The 17,968-nt window shown below is 55.6% G+C and carries 16 protein-coding genes and 3 tRNA genes; 9 read left to right on the plus strand and 10 right to left on the minus strand.

Translation table 11 applies throughout. The features are described 5' to 3' along the window. Window positions 1-270: 270 nt before the first annotated feature. The 4 genes from HMPREF2958_RS04995 (at window position 271) to HMPREF2958_RS05010 (ending at window position 2,813) form a co-directional block, all read left to right on the plus strand. On the plus strand, window positions 271-2,358 hold the full coding sequence (locus tag HMPREF2958_RS04995) for a DEAD/DEAH box helicase (RefSeq protein ID WP_070697069.1): 2,088 nt from the start codon (window positions 271-273) through the stop codon (window positions 2,356-2,358). A gap of 207 nt (window positions 2,359-2,565) precedes the next feature. Next, a tRNA-Thr gene (locus HMPREF2958_RS05000) sits at window positions 2,566-2,637 on the plus strand. 29 nt (window positions 2,638-2,666) lie between these two features. Further along, window positions 2,667-2,740 (plus strand) — tRNA-Met (locus tag HMPREF2958_RS05005). A 1-nt stretch (window position 2,741) separates the two neighbouring features. Then, a tRNA-Thr gene (locus HMPREF2958_RS05010) sits at window positions 2,742-2,813 on the plus strand. 73 nt (window positions 2,814-2,886) lie between these two features. On the opposite strand, the gene HMPREF2958_RS05015 is transcribed toward HMPREF2958_RS05010, so the two are convergent. Together HMPREF2958_RS05015 and HMPREF2958_RS05020 are read right to left on the minus strand one after the other, a co-directional pair. Further along, entirely contained in the window at window positions 2,887-3,825 is a 939-nt protein-coding gene (locus HMPREF2958_RS05015; RefSeq protein WP_004005385.1) for a cation diffusion facilitator family transporter, read from the minus strand. A gap of 169 nt (window positions 3,826-3,994) precedes the next feature. Continuing rightward, window positions 3,995-4,990, minus strand: coding sequence for an LLM class flavin-dependent oxidoreductase (locus tag HMPREF2958_RS05020; protein WP_048753197.1), 996 nt, complete (start codon window positions 4,988-4,990; stop codon window positions 3,995-3,997). Between the two features lie 121 nt (window positions 4,991-5,111). Between HMPREF2958_RS05020 and HMPREF2958_RS05025 the strand changes: the two genes are divergently transcribed. The 4 genes from HMPREF2958_RS05025 (at window position 5,112) to HMPREF2958_RS05040 (ending at window position 7,734) form a co-directional block, all read left to right on the plus strand. Further along, a complete protein-coding gene (locus HMPREF2958_RS05025) occupies window positions 5,112-5,567 on the plus strand; it encodes a MaoC family dehydratase N-terminal domain-containing protein (protein WP_048753199.1) in 456 nt (151 codons plus the stop codon). Then, a complete protein-coding gene (locus HMPREF2958_RS05030; RefSeq protein WP_048753195.1) occupies window positions 5,567-6,028 on the plus strand; it encodes a MaoC family dehydratase in 462 nt (153 codons plus the stop codon). The genes HMPREF2958_RS05025 and HMPREF2958_RS05030 overlap by 1 nt, the downstream gene beginning before the upstream one ends. A 138-nt stretch (window positions 6,029-6,166) precedes the next feature. After that, window positions 6,167-7,276, plus strand: a complete 1,110-nt coding sequence (locus HMPREF2958_RS05035; protein ID WP_070697070.1) for a UDP-N-acetylmuramate dehydrogenase — start codon at window positions 6,167-6,169, stop codon at window positions 7,274-7,276. Window positions 7,277-7,473: 197 nt separating this feature from the next. Further along, entirely contained in the window at window positions 7,474-7,734 is a 261-nt protein-coding gene (locus HMPREF2958_RS05040; RefSeq protein ID WP_023133167.1) for a type II toxin-antitoxin system Phd/YefM family antitoxin, read from the plus strand. A 67-nt stretch (window positions 7,735-7,801) separates the two neighbouring features. Here HMPREF2958_RS05040 and HMPREF2958_RS05045 read toward each other — a convergent pair whose 3' ends face one another. From HMPREF2958_RS05045 to HMPREF2958_RS05060, 4 genes are all read right to left on the minus strand, one after another. Further along, window positions 7,802-8,338 carry a DUF1697 domain-containing protein gene (locus HMPREF2958_RS05045; RefSeq protein WP_070697072.1) on the minus strand — a complete coding sequence of 179 codons (537 nt, stop codon included), beginning with the start codon at window positions 8,336-8,338 and terminating at the stop codon, window positions 7,802-7,804. A gap of 74 nt (window positions 8,339-8,412) precedes the next feature. After that, complete coding sequence (locus HMPREF2958_RS05050) at window positions 8,413-10,143, minus strand: hypothetical protein (RefSeq protein WP_070697074.1); 1,731 nt, start codon at window positions 10,141-10,143, stop codon at window positions 8,413-8,415. Between the two features lie 299 nt (window positions 10,144-10,442). Further along, window positions 10,443-11,771: an MFS transporter gene (locus HMPREF2958_RS05055; RefSeq protein ID WP_070697076.1), complete on the minus strand. Its 1,329-nt coding sequence runs from the start codon at window positions 11,769-11,771 to the stop codon at window positions 10,443-10,445. A 426-nt stretch (window positions 11,772-12,197) separates the two neighbouring features. Further along, window positions 12,198-13,010 carry a hypothetical protein gene (locus HMPREF2958_RS05060; RefSeq protein ID WP_048752571.1) on the minus strand — a complete coding sequence of 271 codons (813 nt, stop codon included), beginning with the start codon at window positions 13,008-13,010 and terminating at the stop codon, window positions 12,198-12,200. A gap of 278 nt (window positions 13,011-13,288) precedes the next feature. Here HMPREF2958_RS05060 and HMPREF2958_RS05065 point away from each other — a divergent pair, with 278 nt between their 5' ends. Then, entirely contained in the window at window positions 13,289-13,633 is a 345-nt protein-coding gene (locus HMPREF2958_RS05065; protein WP_048754332.1) for a PGPGW domain-containing protein, read from the plus strand. A 240-nt stretch (window positions 13,634-13,873) separates the two neighbouring features. Here HMPREF2958_RS05065 and asd read toward each other — a convergent pair whose 3' ends face one another. The 4 genes from asd to HMPREF2958_RS05085 all read right to left on the minus strand — a co-directional run bounded on the left by asd (window position 13,874) and on the right by HMPREF2958_RS05085 (window position 17,618). Then, window positions 13,874-15,013: an aspartate-semialdehyde dehydrogenase gene (asd, locus tag HMPREF2958_RS05070; RefSeq protein ID WP_048778374.1), complete on the minus strand. Its 1,140-nt coding sequence runs from the start codon at window positions 15,011-15,013 to the stop codon at window positions 13,874-13,876. 211 nt (window positions 15,014-15,224) lie between these two features. Continuing rightward, window positions 15,225-15,911 (minus strand): dihydrofolate reductase, encoded by a 687-nt coding sequence (locus HMPREF2958_RS05075; RefSeq protein ID WP_070697078.1) that lies wholly within the window; start codon window positions 15,909-15,911, stop codon window positions 15,225-15,227. 8 nt (window positions 15,912-15,919) lie between these two features. Further along, window positions 15,920-16,828: a thymidylate synthase gene (locus tag HMPREF2958_RS05080; RefSeq protein ID WP_070697080.1), complete on the minus strand. Its 909-nt coding sequence runs from the start codon at window positions 16,826-16,828 to the stop codon at window positions 15,920-15,922. A gap of 172 nt (window positions 16,829-17,000) precedes the next feature. Then, entirely contained in the window at window positions 17,001-17,618 is a 618-nt protein-coding gene (locus HMPREF2958_RS05085) for a hypothetical protein (protein ID WP_070697081.1), read from the minus strand. Window positions 17,619-17,968: the final 350 nt, after the last annotated feature.

Raw genomic sequence — 17,968 nt, forward strand, 5'->3', positions numbered from 1 at the left:
CGATACAGGTCTTGTGCGCCCCAACCGGTCGAATCGGTTACTAACCTCATTCTTGGCGCCGAACTCAAAATCACCGAACTCAGTATGCTATGCCGCCTCGTGGCGTCAATACACATCGCACCTCATTCCAGATGTGCCGAGACTTGCGTGTCACCGAGAAATTCAAGACCAACCCCCAGCGTAGAGAAATCCTATCCCTGAGTGCCTCCGCCTTACCGGATGCCCGGGTTGCGTTGTCTTGCTCGCCCGCCTGACAATAAGGCGCGCAGAATGTGGCTGGAATGTGTAGGGGAATCCGAACGGCGCCGAAAAGCGTGCGCCCGAACACCCCAGCAAAATGAGGAAAAAGTGACTGAAAATATTCCTGCCGAAAACGCTGAACAAGGCGCTACGCTCGGCAATACCGAAGAGACCTTATCTGTAGAAAAAACCGTTGAAGAATCTTCCCTAGAAACCGGTGAAAAACCCGCGAACAATAAAGCAGACGCTGCAGAAAGCATGACAGCAGAGTCTAGAGAAGACAACGCGGCCACTAAGAAAAATACTGAAGACAATACTCACGAAAGCCACGAAGAAGGCCCCCGATTCACCGACCTGGGACTAGACCCCCGAGTGCTCTCCGCGCTTGAAGAAGTCGGCTACGAGAAACCTTCCCCCATCCAGGAACAGACCATCCCGCTGCTGCTGGACGGCAACGATGTGGTGGGTCTGGCCCAGACCGGTACCGGCAAAACCGCAGCCTTCGCGCTGCCCGCGCTCTCCCGCATGGCAGAACTTGCCGATATCAACGGCGTTTCCCGAGACACCCAGGTGCTTGTACTCGCCCCCACCCGTGAGCTCGCCCTGCAGGTTGCCGAGGCCTTCTCCTCCTACGCAACCCACATGGAAGACTTCACCGTGCTTCCTATCTACGGCGGTTCACCCTACGGACCCCAGCTTGCCGGACTGCGCCGCGGTGCACAGGTAGTCGTCGGTACCCCCGGGCGCGTGATCGACCACCTCGAAAAGGGCTCGCTCGACCTCTCAAACCTGCAGTACCTGGTACTCGATGAGGCCGACGAAATGCTGCGCATGGGCTTCGCTGAAGACGTAGAAACCATTCTCGAAGGCACCCCGGACGCCAAACAGGTGGCACTCTTCTCAGCCACCATGCCCAACTCGATCCGCAAAATCGCCCAGCAATACCTCAACGACCCCACCGAGGTGCGCGTCAAAACCAAGACCACCACCGGGGCGAACATCCGCCAGCGCTACATGCAGGTCATGCACTCCCACAAACTTGACGCCATGACCCGCGTGCTCGAAGTCGAAAACTACGACGGCATTATCGTCTTCGTGCGCACCAAAAAAGAAACCGAAGAAGTAGCCGATAAACTCAAGGCACGCGGTTTCCAAGCGGCAGCTATTAACGGCGACATTCCTCAACAGCTGCGCGAACGCACCGTGGATGCGCTGCGCGACGGGCGCATCGACATTCTCGTAGCAACCGACGTAGCCGCCCGCGGACTGGATGTTGAACGCATCTCCCTCGTGGTGAACTACGATATTCCGCACGACACCGAATCCTATGTGCACCGCATCGGGCGTACCGGTCGAGCCGGGCGTGACGGCGAAGCGATACTCTTCGTAACTCCGCGCGAAAAATACATGCTGCGGCAGATCGAAAAGGCAACCCGCCAAAAGGTTGAGCCAATGCACATGCCCACCGCGCAAGACGTGAACAGCAGCCGTAAACAGCGCTTCGCCGAGCAGATCACCGAAACGATCGAATCGGAAGACCTAAACTTCTTCCGCAAGATCATCGAAGACTACGAAAACGAGCACGACACCACGGCAGAAGACATCGCCGCCGCGCTCGCCGTCATTGCACAGCAAGGTCGCGCCTTCTTCCTCGATGAAAACGACGATATTGCCCGTAAATCCCGCGCTTTCGCAGACGACACCAAGGACCGCGGCAAACGCGGGCCCAAGAAGGGGCGAAACCACAGCGACGAAGGCATGGTGAACTACAAACTCAACGTGGGCCGCGCCTCTCGGGTTAAAGCCTCTGCCATTGTGGGCGCGCTTGCAAACGAGGGCGGTATTAAGGGCTCACAGATCGGCTCGATCGATATTCGCCAGCACTTCACGATCGTGGGTCTTCCCGAGGATCTGCCCAAGGGTTTCTTCGATCGTCTGCGTGATACCAAGATTGCCGGTGAGTTTATCAACATCCGTAAGGATCGGGGACCTCAGGGAGGCGGTGGCCGCGGTTTCCGCCGCAACGATCGCCGCGACGGCGGGTTCCGTTCCCGTCGCGATGATCACCGTGGCGGTCGGGATGATCGCCGCGGAAAGTCACACGGTAAACGCTACTAGTCTGTGAAAGTTAGCCGTAAAATAAGGCGTTTCGTTATTTCATAAAAGCGGGATGCGCCCGCCGGTATTGTGGACGGAAAAACCGGCGGGCGCATCCGCGAATAAACGGTGTAAAAACGCCTATTTTTAGGGCCAAAACAAAGTGTCACAGAACACCTAACCCTTATTTGCGCGGGTGGTTTAGGATACTGTAAACTTTTATCTGTTGCCCCGATAGCTCAGTGGTAGAGCGCCATCTTGGTAAGATGGAGGTCCCGGGATCGATTCCCGGTCGGGGCTCTCGCATTGGCCTGCAAGGTTGATGTTCTGGCGGTGTAGCTCAGCTGGTTAGAGCGCACGACTCATAATCGTGAGGTCGACGGATCGAGCCCGTCCACCGCTACGCCCCGATAGCTCAGTGGTAGAGCGCCATCTTGGTAAGATGGAGGTCCCGGGATCGATTCCCGGTCGGGGCTCAGCTAAGCCTGTCTCGTATGAGGCAGGCTTTTTTGTTTGTGCCTTTCGGGTGGCTAAATGGGTCACACGTATCTAAGGGTGTTGGGTCTCTTCGGGTTCTGTCTGCCCGAAAAGCGCATTCTCAAGCTGGAAGGTCGAGTGGCTAATAGATACCTCGAAATGCTCGGATACGCAGGTTCGGGCTTGCCGCAAGATTTCCAGGGCCTCACCATTCGTGAAGCATTTATCGGCGATAACGATATGAGCGGTCAGTACGGGCAGACCCGTTGCTATGGTTGAGGCATGTATATCGTGAACCTCATGTACACCCGGCACGGTCAATATATGGCGACGCACTTCTTCAAGATCCAGCCCTTGGGGAGAGAACTCCATCAGTACACCGGTGGTCTCACGCATGAGCTTTGCCGCGCGAGGAACAATTAGCGCCGCAATGAATAAGCCCGCAATGGCATCGGCCTGCATGAAGCCGGTGAAGACTATAACGAGTGAAGAGACGATGACGCCCACGGAACCAAGTGCATCGTTGAGGACTTCAAGGAACGCAGCGCGCATATTAAAGTTCGCATCACGGCGCCCAGAAAGCACCATGATTCCGGCAATATTTGCCGCCAAACCAATGACGCCGAAGAGCAAAAGTTCGGAAGCCGGTACCTCTGGAGGCTCGAAGAGACGATGAATCCCTTCAAAGGCCGCATAAAGACCGACCGCCATCAGTAAGGTGGCTTGGGCGAGTGCTGCAAGAACTTCGATGCGTCGGAATCCCCAGGTTCGTTGTGCCGTTGCGGGCTTCAGCGCGAGAGTCGCCGCTATCAAAGCGACTAGCAGTCCGGAGGCATCGGTGAGCGCGTGCGCCGTATCGGTAAGAAGGGCGAGACTGCCCGTCATAAGAGATCCGACGAACTGGATTACGACAATCGCTGCAGCAAGCCCAAAGGCGAGTGCAATTCGCGGACGCAGGTCTGGGTTCTGGGAACGGGTGCGGGCAGAAGAATACTGGTCTTCCGAGCTCATGAGCGTACCTTTTGTTGTTCTGGCATGTCTTGGTGTGGGGAAGGGGCTTACCAATAATATATAAAAGTTATTTTATATATCTAGGGTAAAGCCTCATAAACCTTATGCCAAGACATGCCAGAAGTATGTGGTAAATCGCTCAGAAGAGGTGAGATAAATCCTCGTTAGTCTAATTGGTTTTCTGGAAAATCGGCAGCTCCGAAAGCAATTCGTAGCTTCGAATGCGGTCTTCAAACTCCCACGGCGTGCTTGTGATAATCACTTCGTCTGCACCGGTGCGGGCAACCAAATCTTCGAGCTTGCTCTGAACCGTCTGTGGGGAACCGACCACCGCCTCCTGAAGCATTGAGGAGATATGCCGTTTCTCGGCAGGACTCCACAGCTTTTCCATATCGTCGACTGGCGGAGAGAACTGCGGACGCCCGCGAATAATCCCCAGGGCGTGCTGTTGCGCAGTCGTGAAAAGATGCTGCGCCTGCTCATCCGTTTCGGCAACCAGCGACCCTGCACCCACAATAACGTAGGGTTTATCCAGGGTTTGCGACGGGGTGAAGTTATTGCGGTAGACATTGAGCGCATCCTGCAGGGCAGCCGGGGCGAAGTGTGAAGCAAACGAGAACGGCAGACCCAGCTTAGCCGCCAAAGAGGCCCCGAAAGTTGATGACCCCAGAATATAGAGCGGCACATTGGACCCTTGCCCGGGGATAGCGTGTACGCGGCGCATGGGGGAGGGCTCACCCAGATAGCGCTGAATCTCTTCTACCTCGGCGGGGAAATTCATGGCCGCAGAATTATCGCGACGAAGCGCCTGCGCGGTCATAGGGTCGGTACCGGGCGCACGACCCAAACCCAGATCAATGCGCCCGGGATGGAACGCCTCTAAGGTGCCAAACTGTTCTGCCACTACATAGGGGGCGTGGTTGGGGAGCATAATGCCGCCCGAACCCACCCGGATGCGCTCGGTTGCGGCGGCGAGCTCTGCCATCACCACGACCGTTGCCGACGACAGCAGCGAACCCGCGTTATGATGCTCGGCAACCCAGAAACGGTTGAACCCAAAACGCTCAGCCGCCTGCGCCGCCTGAACCGTCTTGCGCATGGTCTGCGCGTGAGAATCATCGGGGCGCGTGGGCATAAGATCAAGGACCGAGAACGGGATAGACATGATGGCTCCTTTCAGAACGAGAAAAAGTACCCTTTTAGTCTACGCTCCCTATGCTCATGGATACCTTTATGTTCGCGGTAAGCGGCGGCAGCTACGGTACCAACCCGATAGACTGGTGGGTATGAGTATTAACCCTGACATTGTGGGTCGCGTGTACCCCGCCGAGGGCACCTACGTCGTCGGTCGCGAGAAGATCCGGGAATTTGCCCGCGCCGTACACGCCGAAAACCCTCTGCATCATGACGTTGAGGCGGCACGCGCCGCAGGCTACGCAGACCTGATCGCCCCGCCCACCTTCGCTATCATCCTGTCCCAAGCTGCCGATGCCGCTCTGATTGGTGATAAATCTGCGGGCATCGATTTCTCTCGTGTGGTGCACGCCGACCAGCGCTTTACGCATCACCGTCCCATCGTGGCGGGGGACGAATTGCGCACCGAAGTTCATGTGGATTCCGTGCGTGTGATGGGTGTGGGCGCCATGCTCACCACCCGCGAAGAAATCACCGATGCTGACGGTAAACCCGTCACCACCTGTATTTCATCCCTGCTGGTACGCGCCGACGAGGAAGGCGAATAATGTCCGTAAACTTTGCAGAACTCGAAAAAGGGCAAGAGATCGGTTCCCGAACCGTCGAGATTTCGCGTGCATCACTGGTGCGGTATGCGGGCGCATCCGGTGACTTCAACCCGATTCATTGGAACGAGCGTTTTGCCCAGTCCGTGGGGCTTTCCGGTGTGATTGCGCATGGTATGCTCACGATGGGCACCGCCGTGCAGCTGGTGAGCGATTGGGCGGGCGATCCGGGCGCGATCGTGGACTACCAGACTCGCTTCACCAAACCTGTACCGGTGCCGGATGCGCCCGGCGGCGACAACCCGGACACCCCCACGAATACGCTGACCATCACTGGCAAGGTAGGCGCCGTGGATGAAGATGTGCGCACGGCTCGCATCGACCTTACCGTTACCGCTGACGACGGTGAAGGCAGGCAGCAGAAGGTTCTGATGAAGACTCAGGCCGTAGTGAAATTTGCCTAGCCCGTGCGTTCGTGGTCGATACTCTATGTGATTGTGTGTTGAGTTATGGCAGATCCGCTCCGACTACGGGGCGGGCCTACCATAAGGTTTAGCTGACCCTAACGGAATAAAACGTGACAGACCGGTATTCTTAAAGACATGACTGAAAAGCTGCTGAGTGAGATCACCACCGCCCAAGTTGGCGGCCCTGCCCGCACATACATCCGCGCCACGACTGAAGCCGAGATTGTCGAGGCCGTTTCCTCCGCCGATGCCGCCAACGAACCCGTGCTGATCGTGGGTGGCGGCTCAAACCTGCTGGTTTCTGATGCCGGGTTTGACGGTACCGTTGTGCATATTGCATCCACCGGGGTTGAGGAGCTGCCCATTCCTGCGTGCGGTGGCGCGAATGTGCGCGTGCAGGCGGGTACTGTGTGGGATGATTTCGTGCAGCTGAGCATTGAAAAAGAATGGTCCGGCCCGGCGGCACTGTCGGGTATTCCCGGGACCGTGGGTGCAACCCCCGTGCAGAATGTGGGCGCCTACGGGGTGGAGGTTAGCGAGTTCATTGCGTCCGTGCGCACCTGGGACCGCGAGACGGGGAATTTCAAGACTTTTGCGAACGCCGATCTGCGTTTCGGCTATCGCGATTCAATTCTGAAGCAAAACATGGTGAACGGTTCACCGCGTTATGTGGTGCTGACCGTGGATTTCCAGTTCACGCTCGGCAGCCTGTCTTCACCCATTAAGTATGGGGAACTGGCGAAGAGCCTGGGTGTGCAGGTGGGGAAGCGTGCCGAATCCGCGCTGGTGCGGGATAAGGTGCTGGCGCTGCGTGCCTCCAAGGGGATGGTGCTGGATGCCTCCGACCGCGATACCTTCTCGACCGGCTCGTTCTTCACGAACCCGATTGTGCCGGTGTCTGTGCTTGATTCTTTGCCTGAGGATGCGCCGCGTTTCCCGGTAGTAACGCGCACCGGAGTGTTCGGAACCGAGCAGCAGGAGAGCGAGGAGCATGTGAAGCTCTCCGCCGCCTGGCTGATTCAGCACGCCGGGTTCGAGAAAGGCTTCGGGCTCGAAGGTGATTCGCGCGAGATTGCGGGCGGTCGCGCCTCGCTCTCGACCAAGCATACGCTGGCGATTACGAACCGTGGGGATGCCAGCGCTGAGGATATTTTCGCGATCGCCCGGGTGGTGCGCGCCGGTGTTGCCGAGAAATTCGGGGTTGAGCTGGTGCCCGAGCCGGTTGTGGTGAACGGGAAGATTTAGGACTCTTCAGCCTCTTATTCCCGCGAATACTCCCGCGAGCAGATAGGATTTTGACGAAAAGATAGCGCTCAGTTATCTGCTCATCGAAATCCTATCTGCTCGTGGTTTGTGGGGTCTGTAAGTTCAGAAGTTTTCTTGCCGTTCTCAGGGGCGCATCCTATTCTTGCAGATATATCGCTGCGTAAGGAGCTATCGTAATGACCGTGATGACCAATCAAGAGTTCAAGCAGAACGTCAGCCAAGCACAGAAAACGGCACAAACCGAACCAGTCATTATTACCAATCGGGGCGAACCCGCATATGTGCTCATGACCTATACCGAGTATGAGAAGACTTTGCAGTCTAAATCCGTTCGGAGTGGTTTAGACGCTTTGATGCCACTCGACGCCGCCGATATTGAATTAGAACTACAGCCGCGCAGCCGTGCCCAACGCCGTCCTGTGGATTTTGAGGATTAGTTGGCGGATTAAACGGATCACCCACCCCATACGAAACTCAAACTGTGATGTGGGTGGGGTGGCGTTGTTAATCCAGCAGGTCCAGAATCTTGTTGCAGGTTTTGGCGTTACGCAGAGTCAGCTGGTTTGCGAAGGCTTTCTTTGACATGAACTTTCCGTACTGCGCTTTCTTGTAGTCGGGCGTGCTGTAGTTGCCGAAGTAGACGGCGCAGGTTCCTATGTGAAGCACCTCGTCGGGAACATCCAGCGTTTCGAGCTCGGTGGCGAGCGCATCGCGATCAGCATCAATGGTGAAAAACATGGCGTCCAGGCGCGGCATGTCCTCGTTCCACCACGCGGGCAGGTTGTGCGCATCCTCACGGTATTCGTCAGCGGTGAGAAGTGAGAATGGAATCTCGAAATCGTAATACTCCGCCAGCAGCTCGGTAATCTCCTGCACCACGGTGGTTTTATCCCGCGAACTCACAAATAGCAGGTTCCCCGAGTTGATATAGCTTGTGACGTTCTCGTACCCCAGCGCAGCCAGCCGCTTCTTCAGCTCGGGCATCGACACCTTGCGCAGCTTCCCCAGGTTCACGCTCCTGAGTAAAAGAATGTACTGCATGGGCTTAAACCCTTTCTAACGATGAATGGTAAAAATCTGGGTCGAGTTCTCGGCGCAGGCTTTGTTGCCCGCGTTTACGGCTCAGGATTGTCGGAAACAGCACCCGAAGCCTCGTAAAACCACGGCACTGCTGCATCGTCTTCATTCTCCTGCGAGGGTACGCCGGGGGCAACTGGAAGATGCGGAATCAGCAGATCCACCTCGTCGCGGCGCAGAATCTCGGGGTCGGTTACCGCAGGCACGAACCCGGGCACCCGATCCCAGCTCCAGTAGTAGAATTTCTCGGGTGAGCTCCACGCGATCGTGCTGAACCCGCCACTGGAATCCTCATCAAACTGGTCTTTGACCCGCGCCTCATACAGGTACGGTGCCCTCTCACCGGTCGTCGGGTTTACCCCGTACCAGATACGCGTGATGAGCGCCCGCAGCATGGCTTCACCCGTATTGACGTGCACCGAAGAGACCTGGCCGTCCTGGTCGTAGAGAACCTTTCCTTCGCCCGGGGCGAGTACGGGCGGCTCGGTTCCCAGAGAATCCACAATATGCCCCACCAGCGCCTCGATATAGGCGCCGCGCCCGGGGACCTCATCGCGAAGCTCCCAGACCAGGTTTCCTTCCGCATCTAGGATCGCGACGGCGCACACCTCCCAGTCGGTGGCACGCCATTTCGTCAGATGCTCCGCGGAAAACACCAAATTGTTCTGCCAGCGGCGCATGACGAGCGTAAAATCTACGCCAAACCAGGGCCGCGCATGATTCAAGTTAGGCATAATCCCCGAGATGGGCATTAGCTCGGCGTAGGTATCGTGGTCGCCCTTCATGGAATCCCAATCGGGTTCGCAGGCATCCAGATACATTCTGAAGGGGGCGCTTTGCGGGCTTTGAATTAAAAACTCCCCGGAAACGAGCCTCTGCCACGGATACTGGGCGCCACGAATATCCTCACCCTGCTGAACCGTCATAGGCCAAGGCGTAAAGGTTGCCTTATAGCCTGAGGCGGGAACATAGGTGCGGGCCTCTCGCTGATAGGGTGCCGTCGGCAGGTGGGGGAGTACACGGCGCACATATTCGGGAATATTTTCCCCGGTCTCTGGGGGATAGATGAGAGGGTCGGTGTGTTCGAGAGTGTAGCGCGCATCCTCGGTCGGAACGCTCCACGCCAGCTGCGCCGGAGGGTGGCAGTAGCTCAAAACCGTTGCCCGGTAGTCGGTCGTCACGTCAAGGTATGTTCGAGAACTGTAGTCGGTAACGTACGCCAGCCGAATAATATCGTCACCCTGGCGCATATGGTATGAATAGTAACGCTTGTCTTCGTTCAGGTCTAGGAACTCACCGTCCTCAAGCGCCGTATGCTCAACGCTGAGGCTGCGGTACAGTGCCATGAAGACCGCCTCAATATAGACCGAACGCTGCGGGTCATCATCGGACTGCTCCCAGTGAAAAGCGAAATTACGATCCACCCGGGCGCGCGCGTAGGTGCGGTCAGAGGGCTCTTGCCAGGTCAGAAAAACGTGTGCCGTAAAGTAAAGATAATCCTCATCAGCTTCGAAACTGAACGTGATATTGCCTGAGAAATACGTGTCCCGATGCACCAGATCGCCCCGAAAGCGCCGTGAATTTTCGGGGTCGAAAGGTTGGGGGTTCAGCTCCGCCATCAGGTGAAATTCCGAACCGATATAGTGCAGCACACCGGGCCCCAGATATTCTGCCGGGTGCCTGCCTGCGACCGGCTGGCCGTTTTCAAGCGGGGCAGGCGTGTGGGCTATGGGCCAGGGAATATAGGTGACTGCGGGTGTGTCTGCCATGCCGCGCTCCTTGAGGTTGATGTCTGGACCGTTTTATCTCATCTGATACGCACTGAGCCCCACCCTGTACACCATCATGAGGCGGCAACACGCGATGTTTAGTCATCATAACGTACCGGCACCCGGAAATACGCCAGCACCTCATAGTGTGTGCCTGCGGCATGCCACGGATTACACGCCCTTTGTCTTCTGCGACTTCACGAGAACCTGACCGACCGATAAAAGCCGAGAAGGTGAGAGATTCCCACCTTCTCGGCACACTATGTTTCACATCATTCCTGTGTTGGAGGTTTTAGCCGCTAGAGCGATTTCCCGCGCTTTTCGGGCAGCGCGAAGGTTGTTATTGCCGCAATAAGGAACGCCGCCGCGAAAACAGCGAACAGTACTCCGGTGCCGCCGAAAGAGATGAGCGGCGGAACGATAAGCGGTGCCAGAATCGAGGCGATGCGCCCCAGCCCGGCCGCCGTGCCGGTGCCGGTGCCGCGCAGCCGGGTGGGGAATACTTCCGGGCTAATGGCGTAGAGCGCGCCCCATGCGCCTAGGTTGAAGAACGAGAGGAAGCACCCGCTGAGGATAATGTAGAAATCCGAATGCGAGAGGCCGTAGCATACCGCCGCGCCCGCCGAACCAGCCAAAAATACGGCGAGGGTGGCGCGGCGCCCCCACCTCTCAATCAGGTAGGCGGCCACTGCATAGCCGGGTAGCTGCGCCAGGGTCATAATCAGGGTGAATGCGAAGGACTTTACCAGACTGAACCCCTGTGCGCTCAACAGTGAGGGTATCCAGATGAACGCCCCGTAATACGAGAGGTTAATACAGAACCACACGGTACACAGCGCCAGCGTGCGTTTACGCAGCGGAGCGGACCAGATGGAGGTTGCCTCTTGGGCGTCGTTGGCAGAAGCCTCAGGTGCATTGTCGCTGGCGGTTTCATCCGCGTGAGTTCGTGTGCTGAGGGCCGCGGAGCTCTCAAATTCTGCAACTACGCGTTCTGCTTCGTCAGTGCGCCCTTTCGACTCTAAGAAGCGCACGGATTCGGGCGTTCCCCAACGAATAATCAGCGAATACAGTGCCGGAACCACGCCGATAGCAAGCGCCCACCGCCAGCCGTTTGGGTTCGGCACAACAAAGGTACCGATAAGCGCCGCAAGAATCCATCCGAGCGCCCAAAACGCCTCTAAAATAACGACCACGCGACCGCGAATAGCGCGCGGCGAAAATTCCGACATCAACGTGGATGCGACCGGCAGCTCAGCCCCGAGCCCCAGCCCCACGATAAACCGGAAAACCATCAAAACGGCTAGTGAACCGGCGAGTGCGGATGCGCCCGTCGCCAAACCGTAGATGAGCAGAGTTGCGGCGAAAACGTAGCGTCGCCCAAAACGGTCGGCGAGAAGCCCGCCGACGGTGGCACCGAGAGCCATACCCAAAAATCCGATGGAGCCTAACCAGCTTGTTTCGGTGGGGGAGAGCGCCCACTGTTTGGTGAGTGCCGCCATGATGAAGGAGATCAGCCCAACATCCATGGCGTCGAGCGCCCAGCCGATACCGGTGACGCCCAAGAGCTTGGTGTGTTTCTTAGTAAAGGGGAGAGTTTCTAGTCGTGCTGTCAGAGAGGTCTTTGCCATGAGGAGCCTAAGATAATGCGAAAGTATTGACGAGGAATAGGTACCTAAAGGGGAATTTTGTTCCCGTGTCTATAGTTTACATCAACATAAGGTAGTAATGACCTAAACATGTCATATAAAGTCTTAAACCCTCTGAGAGTCCCGGGAAATATAGTGTTCGCCCGCAGGCAGCACAGGACTGTCTAACCGCAAGAACCTGGCGATACCCTCAAAACAGCACGAATATACGCCATGCGGTCGTGATTTGTATCGACAATATCTCACGCCAGCAGAGGAGCCTGGGGTGTATTGTCAACATCCCGGATGGCGGCAGGATGCGGTACCGCATCCTACGAAACCTGACAGTGTGCCAGCACATCACGGCCCACGGGCAGGCCATCACGCATCTAATACCGATTGGATATGCGGGGTAAGACCCGCAGTAACCTACGAGTGTCCCTGTGTATAGGCGGGCGCGGCGGGCAGATGCTCTAAGATGGTGCGCACATCGGCGGGGATCTTGGCGCCAATGACCGGATCAACAGTCAAAACGTTGTAGGCGTTGTGCCAGTAGCGTGCATCTTCTAGAGGGACGCTCCAGATGAGGCGGGCACTGGGATAGACGGTACCGCGTATAACAGCGCTGTAATCGGTTTCCGTGAGAACTCGTACGGGGTCATTCGTGTGTGCCTTAACATCAATCGCGCGAAGAACACGATCGCCGCAGCATAGGTGAGCGGAGTCCAGAATATTCCTCTCATTCATAAACTCCATATACTCGCCCTCGGCAAGAATGGGGGGCATTTTGAACATGCTTGCGTGAATGGTGTTGATAACGGTTTCGATAAATTCCATGCGCAAGGGGTCGGAATCGCGCAGAGTCCAGCTTAGGTTCAAATCTTTGTCAACAATTGCTACAGCATATTGATGATCGCGATTTTGCCAAATAGTATCAGAGGATACTGCAAACTGTAATTCATCATGAAATGCTCGATAATAAAACTGTAAATCTTGTGCAATATAAATATTGCTAAAAATAAGATCGGCATAAAACTGGTACCCCGGGGGATATCCGGGTTTAAAAAGGGGAGGAACGATGTATAAATCAACGTAATTATCATCGCTCGTTTCAAGATGCAGCTTACCGGGATGCAAATATTCTGCCGGATGCGCACCCGGCTCTGGCTTTCCATCAATCAGGGGTCGGGCATGGGGAACCGGCCAGAGTGTAAATTCTGTTGTATAGGAAAGTTTTTCCATGATTCTCTCTGCGTGTGTAGAGGTGCATTTCCTTAATATGAGGTAAAAGGTCTAAAAATAGAAGACATTGCCATATTGTTATCAAATATTTATAAACCTTGTCCGCTATTAAGGTGTTGTGATAACAATACTATAATCTTTTGGCGCCGCGATAGTGAGGGTGTCATAAAAGATATTTTTTACGATGTTAGGCTATCAGGGAGTTCCCAGGCGCGGGTGCTAGGCTGTTGATGTATCGTGTACGCACAGGTGAGAGCCGCCCTGAGAAGAGGTGATGTGTGAAAACCTTAGAGGATGAAGTTACAGAGAGTGAAACCAGCAAGTTTCACCTGTGGCTAGAGAAAAAGAAAGCTCGGATGCACGCTCACCCGGTGCTGAAACATCTCTACAAGCCTCTTGTGATTGCCGTAGGCGGCTTCTGTTTCATTGCCGGTCTGATTATGCTTGTCACACCTGGCCCCGGCTGGCTGTTTATCTTTATCGGTTTGGGAATCTGGGGAACCGAGTTCGCATGGGCGCATCGTCTGAATCAGCGACTCAAAAAGCTAGTGATTTCACTCTGGCACCGCTACGTAGCCTGGCGTGAAAAACGAAAAGCCCAGAAGGCTGCGCGTAAAGCATAGCCTGAAAGATATACCTGCCTACTTTGAGTTTGTGCCCCGCATCCTGATTGAGGATGCGGGGCACAGGCTTATCCGCTAGGTTCGGGGCAACCAGAAAGCTTATTCACCAAGAGGCGGGTACAGGCAACGTTTTGCTCATTCCCACGCATATCGTTCAAAGCTTGTGGGCTAGGCTCAACATACGTAGGCGCGGAACCGTTCTTACGGCACCGCGCCCACGAATACTTTGAGAAGGCTACTTTAGAGCTGGCCGACCGCGATTTTGAGCATGCGGCGCACCGGCTCGGCGGCACCCCACAGCAGCTGGTCACCCACCGTGAAAGCACTAATGTACTGCGGACCCATCGCCAACTTGCGGATGCGCCCCACCGGAATATTCAGCGAGCCGGAAGCGGCGACCGGAGTCAGCCCCTCCATCGTGGCATCCTTAGTATTCGGCACCACCTGGGCCCACTGGTTATCTTCAGCGATAATGCGCTCAATCTCGGCAACCGGCAGGTCGTCGGTCAGCTTCATCGTGAGCGCCTGAGAATGCGAACGCATGGCCGCGATACGCACACACAAACCGTCCATTATCACACGGTTATCGCCCTCAAGACCCAAAATTTTGTTGGTCTCGGCATCAGACTTCCATTCCTCGCGGGACTGCCCATTGCCCAGGTCAGAGTCAATCCACGGGATCAGCGAACCGGAAAGCGGAACCCCGAACTGCGCGGTATCCAGCTCACCCGAACGCTGCTTAGCGAGCACCTTACGGTCAATCTCCAGGATCGCCGCTGCCGGATCGTTAAGCTCGGCAGACACCTCATTGCCGAGGTCGCGGAACTGCCCCAGAACCTCGCGCATATGGCGGGCGCCGCCCCCCGAAGCCGCCTGATAGGTCATCGAGGTGGTCCATTCCACCAGACCCTGTTTGAAGAGACCACCCAGCCCCATGAGCAGGCATGAGACGGTGCAGTTGCCGCCAATAAAATCTTTCACACCGGATTCGAGACCGCGGTCAATCACATCACGGTTAATGGGGTCGAGCACGATAATGGCATCATCGTTCATGCGCAGGGCAGAAGCGGCATCAATCCACAGGCCCTCCCAGCCGGACTCGCGCAGCTTCGGGTGAACCTCTTTCGTGTAGTCACCGCCCTGTGCGGTCACAATAATCTTATGCTGGCGAAGCTCATTCAGATCGTACGCATCCTTCAGCGTAGAAGGCTCAAGCGTGCCGTCGAAGGTGGGGGCTTCACCGCCCACATTGGAGGTTGTGAAAAAAACGGGAGAAATATCGTTGAAATCGTTCTCTTCAAGCATGCGCTTCATCAACACGGAACCAACCATGCCGCGCCAACCTACAAAACCTACTGAGTCACCGGGATTAAAATTCATAATTTCTAGTCTACCCCGTGTATCACATATCGTGTGGAACAGCGTCATAACCCCTAGTCAGTATGGGGAAAGACCAGGTGAAGTGCGAGGAGCGTGATGAGCTCTGGCGTAAGACGTTGTGAGGGGAACGAATGTACCTCAGACAAACGAGACTAAACTTTGCCCTTTACACAGGCGAACGTTGTTGTACGGAATTTCCGCGCCAGGTACATCAGAGGCGGGCTAAGGTCTGAAACGAGTAGTACATGGGATTTTTCCCGCCCGAAGCATCCAGCAGGTAGCCGCGCTCGCTCTTCTCCCAGGCACTTTCACCCAGGATGCGCCATCGCGCTGGTTCGTCCGCAGCCATAAATCCTTCTACCGCGAGTTCGGGGGCGTAGGTATCACCCGTAATCTCGTTACCTTCCTGACAATAGAAGAAGGTGCGTTCGATAATCTCGACGCGACCAAAGGAAGGTAAATCCTCGCGGGAAAGCGCCTCCGCATAGACTGAGCCGCCGCCAATGATCCAGGCAGTAACTCGCTGGTGCGCCACATCTGGGTGCTGGGTAGCGTTGGGTGTTAAAGGCGTGTTGCCCGCGAGGGTGAGAGCCGCATCCAGCGACGGAACCCAAAGCGCGCCATCGCGTTTAAGAGGCGCGGCTGAATCGCTCGTAATACTGCGGCTGATGACGATATTGGTGCGCTCAGGCAACGGTCGAAAACGCGGTGGAAAAGACTCCCAGGTGCGCCGCCCCATGATGACGGGCTTACCCATGGTGACGGTTTTGAAATGCGCAAGGTCTTCGGGGACACGCCAGGGCATGGTGCCGTCGCGCCCAATAATACCCGCATCGGTCTGCGCCCAAATAGCGCCGAGGCACGGTCGTGCGGGGGAGGAGGAATCATATTCACGCATCGATTGTCCTAAACCGCGATGGGGGCAGAAATCCCCGGATGATGCTTATAATCGACGAGGTCAAAGTCTTCATACTCATAATCAAAAATAGAAGGTTTCTTCGTTTTGATAATGAGTTTGGGGTACGGGTAGGGCTCACGCGGGGGATAGGGATTACCCTCGGGGTCGTTGCCGTAACCGAGCTGCTTTTTCACCTGTTCCAGGTGGTTGGAGTAGATATGACAGTCGCCGCCCGTCCATATGAACTCGCCGGGTTCCATACCGACCTCGTGGGCTATCAGGTAGGTCAGCAGGGCGTAGGAGGCGATATTGAAGGGTACACCCAAGAACATGTCGGCGCTGCGCTGGTACAGCTGGCACGATAGTTCCTTCACACCGTCAGGGCGCTCGTGCACGTAAAACTGGAACATGGCGTGGCAGGGCGGCAGTGCCATCTCATCAACCTCGGCGGGGTTCCATGCCGAGACAATGTGGCGGCGTGACGACGGGTTCGTTTTGAGAGATTCGATCACTTTCGCGATCTGGTCGATGGTGCCGCCGTTGGGGGTGGGCCAGGAGCGCCACTGCACCCCGTAGACCGGGCCGAGGTCACCATTTTCGTCAGCCCATTCATCCCATATAGTCACGCCGCGTTCCTGCAGCCAACGTATATTTGAGGAGCCGCGCAGGAACCACAGAAGTTCGATCGCTACCGATTTGAAGTGCACGCGCTTGGTGGTAATCAGGGGGAAAGAGTTACGCAGATCGAAGCGCATCTGCCGCCCAAATACGCCGAACGTGCCGGTGCCCGTACGGTCTTTGCGCTGAGCATCGGCGGCAATAGCATCACGGTTCTCATCAAGAATTTCGCGCAGCAGATCCTCATAGGGGGTTGGGATGCTCTGCTGACCAGAGGCGTGATGCGCGGGCGTACTCATGGTGACTTGACTCCTGGGCGTAGATTTTTAGCCAGAACTCTATTGTACGGGTACAGGGGGAGTGGAGCCAAGTAGCTTTTCCACGTTAAGCGTAAAACTGGATTCTTGACGCTCAGAAAATATAGCTCTACCTGTTTTTGCTGAGGCTTTTGTATTTTCCGAAGCTATCGAGTTACCAGGTAGAGATACCGTATAACCTGTTCCTGTGGGTCTCATCGACATATTTTTTAAAAGGTGGGTATTCTGCTCCTGGGTTATCCTCATCAAACTCAGGGATGATAGTGGCGTGTCCTTCGAAAAATTCGAGGACTGTATCGAGTTTATCGCGGGACACTTCTATAGCGTAGAGTACGTGGGGTGGGTCGTAATCAGCGTAGGCGAACCGGCTGTGGCGGTAGCGCAGGTTGCTGTCTACGGTTTGTAGGTGTCGTGCCATCCATTTTGCTTCAAATTCTTCAGGACCGCTCCAGGGGGTGAAGAGAGCGTCATAGTCTTTGAGAATGACGAAGACTCCTTTGCTCAGATCGAGCCAGTCAAGGTCTGAGATGATTTCTTGGGTCCAGCTCATGAAGTTGTCATCTGGGAGTTTGTGCGGGAGGTTGACGGCTCGGATGATTTCGAGGGCTCCTGCTTGTGGGTCTTGGGAGGCTGCTATGTTTTTGCAGGATATTTCGATGATGGCCCATCCTTGATCGCGAAGGGCTTGGGTTTGGCGTTCTAGCACCTTGTCTTCGGTGATGTAGATAGTGGGGAAGAATGTATCATCTGATTCGTTCTTATAGAAACCCATATAATTTTCACTTCTTGATTACTTAGTACGCTGTTAGCTGTTCCCTCCGGTATAGGAAGTGCTCTCAGGGTACTCATCAGGATCATTAATCCACTCCCCATCCTCATACAACGGGTCAGGAAAACCACTAGGGAAATATTTCTTCTTCCGATCTTCCTATTGAGACCAAGGGTGCTTAGCATCAGGGCCGGTAAAAACTACTTCGTGGCCCGGTGCCAATACCCACTCTCCTGAGTGAATACAGGAACAATGAACTCATTCTTGTAGTCGCATTTATACCCCATAGTGTTTATATAGAAGGGTCTGGCTCGGTAAATTCACTATGCACCAGGTGTACCTTTGAGGCAAGA

Origin of the sequence: Rothia sp. HMSC036D11, from assembly GCF_001814205.1 — a bacterium.
In the GTDB taxonomy this organism is placed as follows: domain Bacteria; phylum Actinomycetota; class Actinomycetes; order Actinomycetales; family Micrococcaceae; genus Rothia; species Rothia dentocariosa.

Bases quoted from the DNA above. Each gene is read 5' to 3' on its own strand.
- HMPREF2958_RS04995 (WP_070697069.1), top strand. From the start codon at position 271: ATGTGGCTGGAATGTGTAGGGGAATCCGAACGGCGCCGAAAAGCGTGC.
- HMPREF2958_RS05015 (WP_004005385.1), bottom strand. From the start codon at position 3,825: ATGAGCTCGGAAGACCAGTATTCTTCTGCCCGCACCCGTTCCCAGAAC.
- HMPREF2958_RS05020 (WP_048753197.1), bottom strand. From the start codon at position 4,990: ATGTCTATCCCGTTCTCGGTCCTTGATCTTATGCCCACGCGCCCCGAT.
- HMPREF2958_RS05025 (WP_048753199.1), top strand. From the start codon at position 5,112: ATGAGTATTAACCCTGACATTGTGGGTCGCGTGTACCCCGCCGAGGGC.
- HMPREF2958_RS05030 (WP_048753195.1), top strand. From the start codon at position 5,567: ATGTCCGTAAACTTTGCAGAACTCGAAAAAGGGCAAGAGATCGGTTCC.
- HMPREF2958_RS05035 (WP_070697070.1), top strand. From the start codon at position 6,167: ATGACTGAAAAGCTGCTGAGTGAGATCACCACCGCCCAAGTTGGCGGC.
- HMPREF2958_RS05040 (WP_023133167.1), top strand. From the start codon at position 7,474: ATGACCGTGATGACCAATCAAGAGTTCAAGCAGAACGTCAGCCAAGCA.
- HMPREF2958_RS05045 (WP_070697072.1), bottom strand. From the start codon at position 8,338: ATGCAGTACATTCTTTTACTCAGGAGCGTGAACCTGGGGAAGCTGCGC.
- HMPREF2958_RS05050 (WP_070697074.1), bottom strand. From the start codon at position 10,143: ATGGCAGACACACCCGCAGTCACCTATATTCCCTGGCCCATAGCCCAC.
- HMPREF2958_RS05055 (WP_070697076.1), bottom strand. From the start codon at position 11,771: ATGGCAAAGACCTCTCTGACAGCACGACTAGAAACTCTCCCCTTTACT.
- HMPREF2958_RS05060 (WP_048752571.1), bottom strand. From the start codon at position 13,010: ATGGAAAAACTTTCCTATACAACAGAATTTACACTCTGGCCGGTTCCC.
- asd (WP_048778374.1), bottom strand. From the start codon at position 15,013: ATGAATTTTAATCCCGGTGACTCAGTAGGTTTTGTAGGTTGGCGCGGC.
- HMPREF2958_RS05075 (WP_070697078.1), bottom strand. From the start codon at position 15,911: ATGCGTGAATATGATTCCTCCTCCCCCGCACGACCGTGCCTCGGCGCT.
- HMPREF2958_RS05080 (WP_070697080.1), bottom strand. From the start codon at position 16,828: ATGAGTACGCCCGCGCATCACGCCTCTGGTCAGCAGAGCATCCCAACC.
- HMPREF2958_RS05085 (WP_070697081.1), bottom strand. From the start codon at position 17,618: ATGGGTTTCTATAAGAACGAATCAGATGATACATTCTTCCCCACTATC.